18 protein-coding genes are annotated in these 14,760 nt (G+C 41.0%); 15 read left to right on the top strand and 3 right to left on the bottom strand.

Annotated elements, in window-relative coordinates; all coding sequences use genetic code 11:
- Positions 1–104: 104 nt before the first annotated feature.
- From AAEM60_RS15790 to AAEM60_RS15760, 7 genes are all read left to right on the top strand, one after another.
- Positions 105–752 (top strand): O-methyltransferase, encoded by a 648-nt coding sequence (locus tag AAEM60_RS15790; protein ID WP_299738612.1) that lies wholly within the window; start codon positions 105–107, stop codon positions 750–752.
- Positions 749–1,678 carry a peptidase U32 family protein gene (locus tag AAEM60_RS15785; protein ID WP_341356613.1) on the top strand — a complete coding sequence of 310 codons (930 nt, stop codon included), beginning with the start codon at positions 749–751 and terminating at the stop codon, positions 1,676–1,678. Before AAEM60_RS15790 ends, AAEM60_RS15785 begins: the two co-directional genes overlap by 4 nt.
- Positions 1,679–1,715: 37 nt before the next feature.
- Positions 1,716–2,993, top strand: a complete 1,278-nt coding sequence (locus AAEM60_RS15780; RefSeq protein WP_299738606.1) for a U32 family peptidase — start codon at positions 1,716–1,718, stop codon at positions 2,991–2,993.
- Positions 2,994–2,998: 5 nt separating this feature from the next.
- On the top strand, positions 2,999–3,634 hold the full coding sequence (gene udk / locus AAEM60_RS15775) for a uridine kinase (RefSeq protein WP_341356612.1): 636 nt from the start codon (positions 2,999–3,001) through the stop codon (positions 3,632–3,634).
- A gap of 179 nt (positions 3,635–3,813) precedes the next feature.
- Complete coding sequence (gene greA / locus AAEM60_RS15770; protein ID WP_299738603.1) at positions 3,814–4,290, top strand: transcription elongation factor GreA; 477 nt, start codon at positions 3,814–3,816, stop codon at positions 4,288–4,290.
- 99 nt (positions 4,291–4,389) lie between these two features.
- Positions 4,390–6,147: a penicillin-binding transpeptidase domain-containing protein gene (locus tag AAEM60_RS15765; protein ID WP_341356611.1), complete on the top strand. Its 1,758-nt coding sequence runs from the start codon at positions 4,390–4,392 to the stop codon at positions 6,145–6,147.
- A 137-nt stretch (positions 6,148–6,284) separates the two neighbouring features.
- Positions 6,285–6,992 carry a DUF1510 family protein gene (locus AAEM60_RS15760; protein ID WP_341356610.1) on the top strand — a complete coding sequence of 236 codons (708 nt, stop codon included), beginning with the start codon at positions 6,285–6,287 and terminating at the stop codon, positions 6,990–6,992.
- A gap of 48 nt (positions 6,993–7,040) precedes the next feature.
- On the opposite strand, the gene AAEM60_RS15755 is transcribed toward AAEM60_RS15760, so the two are convergent.
- Complete coding sequence (locus AAEM60_RS15755; RefSeq protein WP_299738597.1) at positions 7,041–7,247, bottom strand: DUF2536 family protein; 207 nt, start codon at positions 7,245–7,247, stop codon at positions 7,041–7,043.
- Positions 7,248–7,431: 184 nt separating this feature from the next.
- Between AAEM60_RS15755 and AAEM60_RS15750 the strand changes: the two genes are divergently transcribed.
- The 7 genes from AAEM60_RS15750 (at position 7,432) to AAEM60_RS15720 (ending at position 12,588) form a co-directional block, all read left to right on the top strand.
- Positions 7,432–8,070 carry a class I SAM-dependent methyltransferase gene (locus tag AAEM60_RS15750; RefSeq protein ID WP_341356609.1) on the top strand — a complete coding sequence of 213 codons (639 nt, stop codon included), beginning with the start codon at positions 7,432–7,434 and terminating at the stop codon, positions 8,068–8,070.
- Between the two features lie 16 nt (positions 8,071–8,086).
- Positions 8,087–8,779 carry a 5'-methylthioadenosine/S-adenosylhomocysteine nucleosidase gene (gene mtnN / locus AAEM60_RS15745; protein ID WP_341356608.1) on the top strand — a complete coding sequence of 231 codons (693 nt, stop codon included), beginning with the start codon at positions 8,087–8,089 and terminating at the stop codon, positions 8,777–8,779.
- A gap of 145 nt (positions 8,780–8,924) precedes the next feature.
- The gene (locus tag AAEM60_RS15740; protein ID WP_299738590.1) at positions 8,925–9,848 is read left to right on the top strand and encodes a cysteine synthase family protein; all 924 of its coding nucleotides are present in this window, start codon (positions 8,925–8,927) and stop codon (positions 9,846–9,848) included.
- Positions 9,849–9,850: 2 nt separating this feature from the next.
- Positions 9,851–10,987, top strand: a complete 1,137-nt coding sequence (locus AAEM60_RS15735) for a bifunctional cystathionine gamma-lyase/homocysteine desulfhydrase (protein WP_299738588.1) — start codon at positions 9,851–9,853, stop codon at positions 10,985–10,987.
- 102 nt (positions 10,988–11,089) lie between these two features.
- Positions 11,090–11,329, top strand: coding sequence for a YrhC family protein (locus AAEM60_RS15730; RefSeq protein ID WP_187443288.1), 240 nt, complete (start codon positions 11,090–11,092; stop codon positions 11,327–11,329).
- A gap of 936 nt (positions 11,330–12,265) precedes the next feature.
- Positions 12,266–12,406, top strand: coding sequence for a YrzI family small protein (locus AAEM60_RS15725; protein WP_172655777.1), 141 nt, complete (start codon positions 12,266–12,268; stop codon positions 12,404–12,406).
- Positions 12,407–12,432: 26 nt separating this feature from the next.
- Positions 12,433–12,588 (top strand): hypothetical protein, encoded by a 156-nt coding sequence (locus AAEM60_RS15720; RefSeq protein WP_299738577.1) that lies wholly within the window; start codon positions 12,433–12,435, stop codon positions 12,586–12,588.
- 313 nt (positions 12,589–12,901) lie between these two features.
- Here the strand turns inward: AAEM60_RS15720 and sigK are convergent, their stop codons facing one another.
- Positions 12,902–13,618 carry an RNA polymerase sporulation sigma factor SigK gene (gene sigK, locus AAEM60_RS15715; protein WP_299738575.1) on the bottom strand — a complete coding sequence of 239 codons (717 nt, stop codon included), beginning with the start codon at positions 13,616–13,618 and terminating at the stop codon, positions 12,902–12,904.
- Positions 13,619–13,816: 198 nt separating this feature from the next.
- Here sigK and AAEM60_RS15710 point away from each other — a divergent pair, with 198 nt between their 5' ends.
- On the top strand, positions 13,817–13,954 hold the full coding sequence (locus tag AAEM60_RS15710; RefSeq protein WP_172655779.1) for a hypothetical protein: 138 nt from the start codon (positions 13,817–13,819) through the stop codon (positions 13,952–13,954).
- A 67-nt stretch (positions 13,955–14,021) separates the two neighbouring features.
- Here AAEM60_RS15710 and pssA read toward each other — a convergent pair whose 3' ends face one another.
- Positions 14,022–14,561: a CDP-diacylglycerol--serine O-phosphatidyltransferase gene (gene pssA / locus AAEM60_RS15705; RefSeq protein WP_299738568.1), complete on the bottom strand. Its 540-nt coding sequence runs from the start codon at positions 14,559–14,561 to the stop codon at positions 14,022–14,024.
- Positions 14,562–14,760: the final 199 nt, after the last annotated feature.

Genomic DNA, 14,760 nt, shown 5'->3' with positions numbered 1-14,760 from the left:
ATGTGTGTGAAGTAGAAAGCTCATTGTAGCTTTCTTCTTTTCATGTTGTCTGAGAAAGAATCGTAACCCGGGACCATTTATGATAATGATCGTGAGGCTTATATATGAACGAACAGGTTATTCATTATATAGAATCAATCGTGAAAGAACGACCTGCATTAATTGCAGAGATGGAACAATATGCTGAAGTCCATAATGTTCCCATTATGGAGCTGGTGGGCATTGAAGCACTCCTTGGGATGTTAAGGATCCAACAGCCGAAGCGCATCTTGGAAATCGGAACGGCTATCGGATATTCCGCTCTCAGAATGGCGGAGGCTCTTCCCCACTCGACAGTTGTGACCCTTGAACGTGACGAAGGAAGATTCGACGCAGCTCAGAGCTTTCTGTCTCGCTCAGAGGACGGAAAGAGGATTGTAACTTTATTCGGTGATGCCCTGGAACTTGGGGAAGAAGTGAAGAAACACGGGCCTTTTGATGCGATATTCATCGATGCGGCCAAGGGACAATACCTTAAATTCTTTGAACTTTACTCCGGTATGCTGTCAGAAGAAGGGGTCGTTTACTCTGACAATGTCCTGTTCAAAGGACTTGTTGCTCAAGAAGAGGTAGAGCAGAAAAGAATTCGAAACATGGTCAAGAAACTACGGAATTATAATACGTGGCTCATGACCCATGAGCAATTTAATACGAGTATTTTACCCGTAGGAGACGGTATTGCCATCAGTAAAAAAAGAGGTGAGCGCTCATGAAAAAACCAGAATTACTTGTAACCCCTGTCTCTGTTGCTGATATTGAATCGTTGGCATTGGCGGGGGCAGATGCGTTTATGATTGGTGAACAAAGGTATGGCTTAAGGCTTGCGGGAGAGTTTTCAAGAGAAGATGTTCGAGAAGCCATCAAAGTTGCTCACAAACACGGTAAGAAAGTGTACGTAGCCATGAACGCTCTTTTCCATAATGATAAAATTTCTGAGCTTGACGACTATATTGCCTTTCTAAAAGGAGCCGGTGCGGATGCGATAGTGTTCGGTGATCCGGCTGTGTTAATGGCTGTACGTGAAGTGGCACCTGAGATGAAGCTGCATTGGAATACCGAAACAACTGCCACCAATTGGTACACGTGTAATTACTGGGGCAGAAAAGGGGCGAAACGCGCTGTTTTGGCCAGGGAATTAAGCATGGATACCATTGTGGAGATGAAAGAGAATGCAGAGGTTGAAATCGAGGTCCAGGTCCACGGTATGACCTGCATGTTCCAATCAAAACGCTCTTTACTTGGTAACTATTTTGAGTATAGAGGAAAGGCGATGGAGATTGAAAACCGTAAAGAACAACGAAATATGTTCCTGCACGATGAAGAACGTCATAATAAATACCCAATCTATGAAGATGAGAACGGCACTCATATTATGAGTCCGAATGATATGTGCATCGTCGATGAACTGGGTGAAATGATACAGGCCGGCATTGATTCCTTCAAAATCGATGGGGTTCTGAAATCATCAGACTATATATTGGAAGTGACGAAACTATATCGTAAAGCCATTGATCTATGTGTAGAAGACGAAGATCAATATGAAGAGAAAAAAGACGATTTTCTAGAAGGAGCGAAGAAGCTGCAACCGGAAAATCGTCCACTGGATACGGGATTCTTTTTTAAAGAAACGGTGTATTAACAATGAAATCATGTTTGATCAGAACGGAGGAGTTACGATGACCACGGTTGTGAAAAACCCTATATCCAAGATGGTAGATGGAAAGCGTGTCATTGTGAAGAAACCTGAGCTACTGGCTCCTGCTGGTAATCTGGAAAAATTGAAAATAGCTGTTCATTACGGTGCAGATGCAGTCTATATTGGCGGACAGGAATACGGCCTGCGTTCAAATGCCGGGAACTTCACCCTTGAAGAGATGAAAGAGGGCGTTGAGTTTGCAAGGGTTTATGGTGCCAAAATATATGTGACAACCAATATCTATGCCCATAATGAAAATATGGATGGCCTGGAAGAATACTTACGTGGACTTCAAGAAGCGGGAGTCGCGGGTATTATTGTAGCAGATCCCCTCATCATTGAGACATGCAGGAGAGTCGCTCCGAATGTGGAGGTACATTTAAGTACCCAGCAGTCACTTTCAAACTGGAAGGCAGTCCAGTTCTGGAAAGAAGAAGGACTTGATCGTGTTGTATTGGCCCGTGAAGCAAGCGGCGACGAAATCCGAGAGATGAAGGAAAAGGTGGATATTGAAATTGAGACCTTTATTCATGGAGCTATGTGCATTGCCTACTCCGGCCGCTGTACATTAAGTAACCATATGACTGCCCGTGATTCAAATCGTGGCGGGTGCTGTCAATCATGCCGTTGGGATTATGATTTATATGAAGTCGACGGAGAGAATGAAAATCCTCTTTACGACAACGGTGATGCTCCTTTTGCCATGAGTCCGAAAGATTTAAAGCTGGTTGAATCAATTCCGAGAATGATTGAATTAGGCATTGACAGCCTGAAAATCGAAGGACGTATGAAGTCCATTCACTATGTAGCCACTGTCGTAAGTGTATACCGTAAAGTGATTGACGAATACTGTAAAGATCCCGATAACTTTACGATTAAACAAGAGTGGCTGAAAGAACTGGATAAATGTGCGAATCGTGACACAGCTCCAGCGTTCTTTGAGGGAGTTCCTGGCTTTAAGGAGCAAATGTTTGGTGTTCATAATAAGAAAAATACAAACTATGAATTTGTCGGACTTGTGTTAGATTACGACGAAGAAACGCAAATCGTCACCCTGCAACAAAGAAACCATTTTAAAACAGGACAGGAAATAGAGTTTTTCGGACCTGAAATCTCAAATTTCACGCAAGTCGTGGAGAAAATGTGGGATGAAAAAGGAAATGAGCTTGATGTTGCACGTCACCCATTACAAATTGTGAAATTCAAAGTTCATCAGAGAGTATATCCTGATAACATGATGCGAAAGGAGAACACCTAATACTTATGAAGCATAAACCCGTTGTGATTGGTGTAGCAGGAGGATCCGGCTCAGGTAAAACAAGTGTCACCAAAGCCATTTATGAGCAATTTCAAGGTCATTCGATTTTAATGCTGCAGCAGGACTATTATTATAAAGATCAATCGAATCTTCCTTTTGAGGAACGTTTAAAAACCAATTATGATCATCCATTAGCATTTGACAATGATCTATTAATTCAACATCTGCACGTTCTTTTAGATCATCAACCCGTAAATAAGCCGGTTTATGATTATAAAATGCACACCCGTTCAGACGACACGATTCTCGTTGAACCGAAAGATGTTATTATTTTAGAAGGAATTTTAGTATTAGAAGATGAAAGATTGCGTAACTTAATGGATATTAAGCTATATGTAGATACAGATGCCGATCTTCGCATCATTAGAAGGATGCTTCGTGATATCAAGGAGCGTGGCCGTTCCATTGATTCCGTCATTGATCAATACATTACAGTTGTTCGTCCTATGCATAATCAATTTATCGAACCGACGAAGCGATATGCTGATGTGATCATTCCTGAAGGTGGTCATAATCACGTAGCCATCGATTTAATGGTAACAAAAATTCAAACAATTCTTGAACAAAAGTCATTTTTGTAATACGATAGCATAGATAAAGACATAAAGGTAGAAGTTACATTTTCCCACATTGTAAAGAAGCAGGGAATGGAGAGAGAATGAATTCTCTCTCCATTCCCTACCTTTACATAACTAGCAAATGAACATTTACATAGAGAGTATGGGGAAACTCTTAGATAGCAGAAGGAGTGAAGAGGGTCATGAGTACAGAAAAAGTATTTCCTATGACAGCAGAAGGTAAAGCTAAATTGGAAAAAGAGCTTGAGAATTTGAAAACGGTTAAACGTAAAGAAGTAGTAGAGCGTATTAAAATCGCCCGAAGCTTTGGAGATTTATCCGAGAACTCAGAATACGACGCAGCGAAAGATGAACAAGCATTTGTTGAAGGCCGTATTTCTACTTTAGAAAACATGATTCGCAATGCGAAAATCATTCAAGAAGATGATATGAATTCAGATACAGTACAATTAGGTAAAAAGGTAACGTTCGTTGAACTGCCGGACGGAGACAAAGAAACATACACAATCGTCGGTAGTGCAGAAGCAGATCCATTTGAAGGAAAGATTTCAAATGATTCACCAATCGCGAAAAGCCTTCTTGGCCATAAAGTAGGCGCGGAAGTAAGCGTTCAAACTCCAGGTGGAGAAATGAATGTGAAGATTGTGGAAGTAAGCTGATCATGTAGGAGGGGCTCATTAGCGGGCCTCTTCTTTTTTTATGCCGGGAAAAAGATTATTTCACCCGAAACTCGTCAACAATGGGGACGAGGTGACATTATGAAACGTAAACGAATCAGGCTGCTCAGTATCTTCTTATTACTCTCTCTCTTTGCCTTGTCAGGGAGACTGATGCAATTGCAATTATTTCAAACAGAATCCTATTCGAAACATAAAATCAATCTTCTTGAAGAAAGTGTATCTCAACGAACACAACAATTGGTGATCGATGAAGGGCGTGGAGAATTTCTTGATCGAAACGGTGAGCCTCTTACGTTTACGGAAAAGAATATTCTCGTTCTTTTTCCATTTCTAAAACAAATCGAATGGCCAGTAGAAAAAGTGGCGGGAATCCTTCATGTCCCTCCCAAAACCATTCAATCTAAGGTTGAAGAAGCGAAAGGACCTATCGTATTTGGCGGAAAAGAACCTTTACAGCTCACCGAAAATCAAATGAAAGAAATCAATGACCTTGAAATTCAAGGAGTGTTTGCACTCACGAAAAAGTTCAAAAGTAGTGAAGTGCCTGCTTCACAGCTGATTGGTGTGACGGGAGAAAATGCCGACGTGTTCCATAAGCGTTACCCGGATAAAGTAAAGGGGGCCAATCAGAAAATTGGCGTGTCCGGGCTTCAAGAGAGCTTTGATGAATGGCTGGTAGCAGAAGAGGAAGCGAAATTGATCTATCATGTTGATGCAATCGGTGGCCCATTATTCGGTGTGGATGTAAAATATTTGGCGCCAGCCAATCCATTCTATCCCCTTAATGTGAAAACGACGATTGATGGGAAGATGCAGCAAGCATTGGAAGAGGTTGCAGATACGTATAACATTCAAAAGGGAGGATTACTGCTCCTTGATATTGAAAAAAGCGAAATTGTCGCAAGTGTCTCAAGACCTGCGATGAGCAGCCGTGACCCGTTCAGTGGCGGGGCAACGAACTACATGCTGAAAGCGTTGATCCCCGGCTCTGTGTTTAAGACCGTTGTCGCCGCTGCAGCCATGGACGAAGGGATTGTGGATGAAAGCAGGCTATTTGCATGTGATGAAGATATTCGAGGCGGTCGTGCAGAAAAGCCACACGGAACTATCAATATAAAAACGAGTCTTGCCGTCAGCTGTAACCGGACGTTTGCGGATTTGGCCAATGAATTAACGGAGAAAGATACCCATCTTCTTGATGAATATGCTGAAAAGATCGGCTTGCTTGGTGATATTGTCTGGAAAGGGGATGTCTTTCATTACGAAAGCTTTCCTCAGCTTCAAGTAAGCGAAGGAAGGATCTTTGCGTCGGAAGAACATAGAGATGAACCCAAACTTGTTTCTCAAACTGGGATTGGACAACAAGAAGTTCGAGTCACTCCTCTGGGCATCGCCAATATGATGGCCACCATCGCAAGGGGAGGAGAGAAATATCAAGTGAGTGCCGTATCCGCCGTCGAGTACCAAAATGGAACGAAGATGTTTTCCTTCCCCAAACAAAAGCAGGAGGGTGAGACGATTACTCCATATACGGCAATGAAGCTTCAGCAGTATTTAAGAGGAGTTGTAAACTCACCTGAAGGAACTGCTCCATACCTGCAAACAGCTGCCTACACCATTGCCGGTAAAACGGGAACGGCGCAAACAGGTAATTATCGGGGTGAAGAAGCGAAAGAAAATGAATTGTATAATAAATGGTTCGCAGGATATTTTCCCTTTGAAAACCCTAAATACTCCCTGGTTGCCGTCAACATGGATGTGAAGATCGATGAGGGTGGGATCTACCCGATTTTCAAAGATAGCGTAGATGCCATATATAATCTTGAAAACGATTAAACCTATTGTACAATGGTCCTGTGACCTTTTTCCCTTTCTAATGAAAGTGGCTGAATCCCTAAGAATGGATAATGTTTCGCTTTATTCTTTTCCTCTTGTCATGTTAAAATGTTTAGGATAATAGGGAGGGAAACATAATGGCGAAATACCAATCTCGATTAGATAAACGATCCAAGAAGAATACAAATAAAATTTTGAACATAATGATTGCAGTCGTACTTTTATTGATTGTCGTTGTCGGAGCAACAATAGTGATGGGAGACGGCGATGAAAAGGCATCATCCGGTGTTGCGAATACAGAAACAAAAGAATCAAACAAGAGCAATAATAATGCTGAAAAAGACGATAAATCTGTTTCTTTAGATGAGGATAAAAAATCTGAGGAAAAAGAGAATGAAAATAAAAAAGACGAAGAAAAGAAAAGCGATGAAGAAAAACAAAAAGATGAAGCTTCTGATGAAAAGCAGGACACTGTTAAATTAGAAGGTGAAGACCAAAGTGAATTAAAAGTAGAAGATAGTGACGATCCAAATGTGAAGCAAACAATGGTGCATCCTAACTGGAAGCCAATCGGAACAGAGCAAACAGGTGAACACGTATCTTCATATGATTTAGGATCAGCCGACTGGCAGGAAAAAGTAAAAGCTACGTCGTATGCAACGGGAATTCCTGAAGATAATATGACCGTTTGGTATATTGAAGGGAACGGCGGCCCTCAGAAATCCATGGCTACCGTGACAGCTAAAGATACAAAAACGCCATACAGAGTGTACCTGCAGTGGGTGGACGGCAAAGGATGGCAGCCTACGAAAGTACAGGAATTAGTGGAAAATGATAAAGACTAATAATAGATGAAAAAGGCCCTTTCTCTTGGAAGGGCCTTTTTCAATGAATTACTTCTTTACTTTAAAATGAACCGCAGCACTATACAACCTCCTGCCATTTTCATCAATTGAAACGGCATGATCCACATGGTGTACACTAAGCATGATCGCTTTATTATGCTGAATTTGTTCATCTACCTTCTTTTCTAATGTTCTTAAATTATCTGCTTCAAAAAATTCCACTTTATCTTCTATTAAGTCAAATGAAATATTCATAAGATTCTCCTCCTCATTTGCTTGTGGCAGGTTGTCTCCCCTTATTTTAGAGTCACAAAACGGATTTTACAATTATTATTTGTTGAATTCATTAGGAGAATATGATAATTTAATAACAGTTTAAATTTTAATTCATAGTATGTTTATAGGAATTATAAACTTAATGTAGCAGAGGTGCTAAACCATGGGTAGAGAATTTTTGGATTTGTTTCAGGATTGGGCAGATTCTTATGACGATACAGTTACTGGAAAAGACGTTGAATACCAAGCGGTCTTCGAGGAGTATGAATCCATTCTTGACGAGGTTGTGTCCCGTTCTAAGGGAAGGGTCGTTGAATTTGGTCCCGGTACTGGAAACTTGACCAAGAGATTACTGGATGCAGGGCTTGAAGTGGTTCCTTTTGAACCTTCTCCTGAAATGAGAGCGATCGGAATGCAGAAGCTTGGAGAAGACGTGACGTTTAGGGATGGTGATTTCCTGGACTTTTCTTTAGAAGGAAGGGCAGATTCCATCGTCAGCTCCTATGCATTTCATCATTTAACAGATGAAGAAAAGGGAAAAGCTTTTAGCATATATGGAAAGCTCCTAGCACAAGGTGGTAAAATAGTATTTGCCGATACGATATTTGAAACGGATCAGCACTATCAAGCCGCCATATCCCTAGCAATAAAAAAAGAGTATTACAATCTGGCTGAAGATTTAAAACGGGAATATTACACAACCTTGGAGGTTCTAAGGGAGTTATTGAACCAGAATGGATTTTCAGTTCGATTTAAGCAAGTGAATACCTTTGTTTGGATTATGGAGGCGACTAAACAGTAGAAAGAGGTTTTTAGTAATGAAAATCGCCATCATTGGAGCAATGGAAGAAGAAGTAGCCTTACTTAGAGAAAATATTTCAAACCCTGTAGTGGAAACAATCGCAGGGTGTGAATATACAAGTGGAATGATGAAAGACAAAGAAGTGATCTTACTTCGCTCAGGAATCGGCAAAGTGAATGCAGCGATGTCAACAGCTGTTCTTCTACAGCATTTTAAACCGGATTGCATCATCAATACAGGGTCAGCAGGAGGGTTCGATCCTTCTCTAAATGTTGGTGATGTCGTCATCTCAACAGAAGTAAGACATCATGATGTGGATGTAACGGCTTTTGGATATGAATACGGTCAGGTACCGCAGCTTCCTGCAGCATTTACAGCAGACGAGAAATTAATGAAAACGGCTATTGCCAGCGTGAAGGAACTGGGAGATGCTCAAGTGGTGTCAGGATTAATCGCCACGGGAGATTCATTTATGAATGATCCGGTGCGAGTGGAAGCGATCCGTGACAAGTTTACTGATTTACAGGCAGTAGAAATGGAAGCGGCTGCCATTGCGCAAGTGGCTCATCAATTCCACGTACCATTTGTCATCATTCGATCTCTTTCTGATATTGCTGGCAAGGAATCAGATGTTTCCTTCGAGCAATACTTAGAAAAGGCAGCACTTCACTCTGCTAAAATGGTAATGAGTATTGTAGAGTCTGTATAATACAAGGGAAATATGGCTGACCCAGGTACCAACTTTCTCCTAAACTCATACGGAACAGATGTGTTCAGGCGAGCACTCTATTCGTGTATACGGAGAACAGGGATGGTGGATGGGTCAGCTTTTTTTATAAAGGGGGATTGAATACATGGACGTGTATAAAAGCGTACATGACCTGATTGGGAATACACCGATTGTCGAGATTACAAACTTCCCATTGAAGAAAGGCGTTCGCCTCTTTGCCAAGCTGGAGTTTTTCAATCCCGGGGGTAGTGTGAAGGATCGTTTAGGCCGGGAATTATTAGAAGATGCCATTCGCAAAGGTAAAATAAAACCGGGAGGCACCTTCATCGAACCGACTGCAGGGAACACGGGAATCGGCCTGGCTCTCGCAGCTGTGAATTCTGGATACAACGTTATGTTCTGCGTACCTGAAAAATTCAGTATGGAGAAACAGGAGCTTATGAAAGCATTAGGAGCAAAAATAGTCCATACTCCTACCGAAGAAGGAATGAAGGGTGCCATCGCAAAAGCAACTGAACTGGTGAAGGAAATCCCTAACTCTTATTCTCCTCAGCAATTTGGAAATGATGCTAACCCCAATACGTATTACAAAACATTGGGACCGGAACTCTGGAGCCAGATGAACGGCGAAATTCATACGTTTGTTGCAGGTGCGGGGACAGGTGGTACCTTTATGGGGACAGCTCAATTCCTCAAAGAAATGAATGGAAATATTAAAACAGTGATTGTCGAACCTGAAGGATCCATTTTGAATGGCGGGTCAACGGGACCTCATAAAACTGAGGGGATCGGTATGGAATTTTTACCTCACTATATGGATTCAAGCTATTTCAATAGTATCCATACCGTAACAGATGACAATGCTTTTAAAAGAGTAAAAGAGCTTGCCTTGCTGGAAGGTTTACTGGTTGGCAGTTCTTCTGGCGCTGCACTTCATGCCGCATTACAGGAGGCAGAAGAAGCTCAATCCGGAAGTCACATCGTAACGATTTTCCCGGATTCAAGTGAGCGCTATTTAAGTAAGAAAATATATGAAGGAGGAATCTAATCATGAAAAAGAAAACACAATTAATACACGGCGGTATCCCGACAGATCCTCAAACAGGTGCTGTATCCACTCCCATTTATCAGGTGAGTACGTATAAACAAGATGAAGTAGGAAAGCATAAAGGCTTTGAATATTCGCGTTCCGGAAACCCGACCCGGCACGCCCTTGAAGAGCTTATTAAAGATCTGGAAGGCGGGGAAAAAGGTTTTGCCTTCGGATCGGGAATGGCGGCTATCACAGCGGTTATGATGTTGTTCAACAGCGGAGATCATATTGTGATGACAGACGATGTTTATGGAGGAACGTACCGCGTCATGACGAAGGTGTTAAATCGCGTCGGTATCGAGTCCACCTTCGTTGATACAAGTGATACCAACAATATCGAAAGTGCCATTAAGCCGAATACAAAAGCTATATACATTGAAACACCTACAAATCCATTATTGAAAATTACCGATATCGAGGCTGCAGCTTCATTAGCTAAGAAGCACAATCTGTTGACGATTGTAGATAATACGTTCAGCACGCCATATTGGCAAAATCCAATCAGCCTGGGAGCAGACATCGTTCTTCACAGTGCAACGAAATACATCGGCGGACACAGTGACGTTGTGGCAGGACTGGTCGTTGTGAATTCCGAAGAGCTTGCTGAAGAGTTATTTTTTGTGCAGAATTCCACAGGTGGGGTTCTTGGACCACAGGATTCATGGTTACTGATTCGGGGCATTAAAACATTGGGGCTTAGAATGGAAGAACATGAAGAAAACACGAAGAAGATAGTCGAGTACCTTACATCACACCCGAAAGTATCAAAGGTTTACTATCCGGGACTCGAAACCCATCCGAACCACGACATTGCCAAGAAACAGGCATCCGGCTTCGGTGGTATGGTATCCTTTGATGTGGGCAGTGAAGAAAATGCTGATCGTCTCCTCACGAACACCAAATACTTTACATTAGCTGAAAGTCTGGGAGCTGTAGAAAGCTTGATCTCGGTTCCGGCTCGCATGACTCACGCATCCATTCCGGCAGAGCGCCGAAATGAGTTAGGGATCACAGACGGATTAGTACGTATATCTGTAGGTCTTGAAGACGTGGAAGACCTGATTGAAGATATTGAAAATGCCCTTTCAAAGTAATTCGTCAACTGGTAGAACTGGTATCAATTACATGGTAGCTGACATGCGTCAGTATGTTACCATAGAATGAGAGTTTACTAGTTCTAAAGTAGGTGAATGCACATGAAGAACGCAAAAAAAAGAACCATTCAACAAAAGATGAACGACTTCAAACGATTTGGTTTTACGTTACTTGCACTTAGTGTCTTTATGTATTTAGGGGTCATTATTCCAACAGAAACCGTCACACCTAGTAAAACGATCACCCTCATGACAGGGACCGTTGTTTTACTCGGATTGTCACTTATATTTTTTACAAAAGCGATCAAATACAAAAAAGATATGCAATCTATAGATGAATAGATCATGTAAAGCGGGTTCTCATTGAGGACTCGTTTTCTTTTTGTCGTTTTCAAAAGTGGATGGCTGTGAGCCTTCACCCGCATATGGGGTCTCATCCCATGGTTTTGTATAGATTCTAAAAAAATAAATTCATTTTTTGTATGAGTGAAGTGTGAAAACTTGGACCGTTCCTTTCCGCTCCAATCCACTCTGTGCTAATTATTTATTTACCTATGGGTTATTGATAAACAAACATAAAATAGTTCCAATTGTAGATATGTAGATAGTTTGTTTCATAAAACAAATTATCTACACAGGATCGCATAAACAAAAAATTGATAACGAATATTAGGGTAATAAGTCAATTTAGTCTTTCTTACTGCCAGATCGGATCATTGGAAATCATATCCTATACATTCTATATTTGTTATTTTGACCTTTATGCTCTGTCACGAAAATCTTCTATAGATGGTGAGGGGAACTGCGGAGACTCCTGCGGAAGAACGGGCGTGCCGAGCCTCCTCAGCTAGCGTAGCAGTTCCCCTCACCATCCAGCACATTCTCATTGACAGAGCCCGCGGAAGGTCTGATGTCTTAAAATCACAAAACTATGAAAAAGAACACTCTAGAATAATGTGGAAATTTGTAGAAAAAATAATGAGGAAAGTGGTTTACTTTCTAATGGAAATTGGATATACTAACCAATGTAAGAAAAAAATCACAAGAGGGAGGTCGAAGAACATGTTCATGCTTATTGGAAAAATAGACACAACTTCATATTGTTTTCATCATTCGACCGCTTGTGGGATGCTTCACGCTTAATTTTTAAATCCATTAAATGATAGCCACAGGGAGAATGCAGGTTCCTGTGGCTTTTTTGTGCCACAAGGATCGGACTCTTTGTGGCTTTTTAGTATGCCTTGCAGCCCTGCAGGCACTTTGAAAGGGGTGATACGTATGACACTGAATCTTTTATTTATTACGGTAACGTTCAAAAAGAAACAAGAAACATTTGAAGAAGTGACTCACAATGAAACGGTTTCAAAGTTCTATGAAGAAACGAAAACCAAGAACCAGTACATGTCCCAGTTGTTCTAAGGTAATATCAAAAAATGGAGAGGAGAATGAAATATGATTTATGTACAGGAGAAAAGGCTAAATGCGCTATGGGTAGAGAAGGATACTGCCTAACGAAACAGAAGGTGGGTGGAACGATGTTTTTAAATATTGTTTTTTGGTCGGCTCTCTTCCATAAAAAGAAGAAGCAGGATAAGAAATAGAATGAATGGGGGGATGCCTTTTTCGGAGGGTGTCCTCCTTTGTTTTAATGGGATTAAGAGGGCCGTAAGACAGACACAGTTCCGTCAATCTTTAGTAATAAGTTGTTCACGATTGAGAGGGGAATATCCGGCTTTTCGTGATACATTAATAGTAAGAGGAGTAATACTAATTACTGCTAAAGAGGGAGTGAGATTACGATGTTTTCAATGATAATGGGTCTTATCGTAACATCTGTGATTGGTCTGATTATTGCCGCTGAAGTCAGTGTTGAATAGCAAATAAAAAAAGCGATCCGAGCCTGGATCGCTTTTTTCATGATTTATTGCGTTTTTCTTTTTCTTCACGATAAAATTCATGAAACATCTTCATCAGTGCCCTTTTCTCGATTCGTGATACATAACTTCTTGAGATTCCCAGTTCCTTGGCAATTTCCCGCTGAGTCTTTTCCTCTTTTAAGTCTAATCCGAATCGCCCCACAATGACTTCTTTTTCTCTTTCGTCGAGAACACAAATATATTTTCTTACTTTCTCCAGTTCCATGCTTAGTTGAATCGTATCGATGACATCATCACTCTCAGACTTTAAGATATCAATTAAGCTGATTTCGTTTCCTTCTTTATCTTGGCCGATAGGATCATGAAGAGAGACATCTTTTTTCGTTTTCTTGAGAGCACGAAGATGCATAAGAATCTCATTCTCGATACATCGTGCCGCATAAGTTGCAAGCTTGGTGCCTTTGCCTTCTGAATAACTTTCAATTGCCTTGATCAATCCGATGGTCCCGATGGAAATTAGATCTTCTGGATCTTCGCCTGTGTTTTCGAATTTCTTGACGATGTGAGCAACCAATCGCAGATTATGTTCAATGAGCATATTACGGGCATGCTCATTTCCTTCTGCCATCAGCCTTAAATATTTCTTTTCATCTGCTGCAGATAGTGGTTGAGGGAATGCATTATTCTTAACGTAAGAAACGAGGAAAATTAACTCTTTAAAGAAATACCCCAGTGCTGTTAGAACTCCAGACATGTTTACACCTCCATAAGGACTTAAGCCTATATTCATTCATATGATAAGAAGGGAATGTCCTTGCATGTCCCTGGAAAGTAATCAAAGAAAAGGCAAACTTTCTTAGCCGGTAAATCCCATATTTAAGGTGAAAAATGCCTATACGCTCTTTCCCTATGTACATATACTAGTAGTAAAAGTAAGTGAGGAGGTATTGTAATGCCGTATGGGTACCCTTGTTATGGACCAGTCTATCCAGGTTACTATGGTGGTGGAGGATTCTACTTCGCGTTAGTTGTTGTATTACTAATCTTACTTTTCCTATTTGGTGGATGGTGGTACTACAATAACTGTTAGCCTGACAAGTACAACCTTATATCCGAGCAGAGCCCTGTTCCATGGGAACAGGGCTCTGTTATCATCCTTACATCTTCTTTAAAGTAAACGGGCTAATCATTAAAATGGACAGAATGATGGTCATACATAAAATGAGAACACCTGAAACAAATGGGATGGCGAAATAGCACAGGGTCAGTAAACATCCGGCTACGGTTATTGGCAAGCCCGTAAAGTAGCCATCGTTCTCTGAAATATTGAAGCGAGCCAATCGAAAAGCTCCGCACCCTATATAAAATATGACGAAAAACATCCCGGGAAAGTCATACTGATTCAGAACAGCTGTATACAGGAGTAATGCCGGTGCTACGCCGAATGATATAATATCACTCATGGAATCCAACTGCTTCCCTAATTCTGACTCAATGTTCAATCTCCTCGCAACCATCCCATCAAAGCGGTCTGTTAAGGCTGCGACGAAAATGAGTAACAAACATAGGTTTAATTGGTTATGAAGAATAGAAATGATAGCAAATCCACCTAAAGATAAGTTGGACAAGGTAATGAGGTTGGCCGTTTGGGCCTTAAGCTTTTTAAATGTTTGATCGACGACTTCGGAGAGAAACAATCATTACTCACTCCTTTTAAATAAGTTTGCTCACCATTGAACATAATTTCTGCCTGGGATTTTCACGTGTCACATTACTTGCAGAAACAAGGGCCCTGAGGTCACTGTTACATCCAATGGTGAAAAAAGATTCTTATAAATATAGTATATAATAATATTTTATTATATACTTATTAAACTGTTAAAGTTAATCGTTTTT

Origin of the sequence: Rossellomorea sp. y25 (assembly GCF_038049935.1) — a bacterium.
Taxonomy (GTDB): Bacteria; Bacillota; Bacilli; order Bacillales; family Bacillaceae_B; genus Rossellomorea.
The sequence above is the reverse complement of the archived record's forward strand: the minus strand, read 5'-3'. Positions and strand labels throughout refer to the sequence as shown.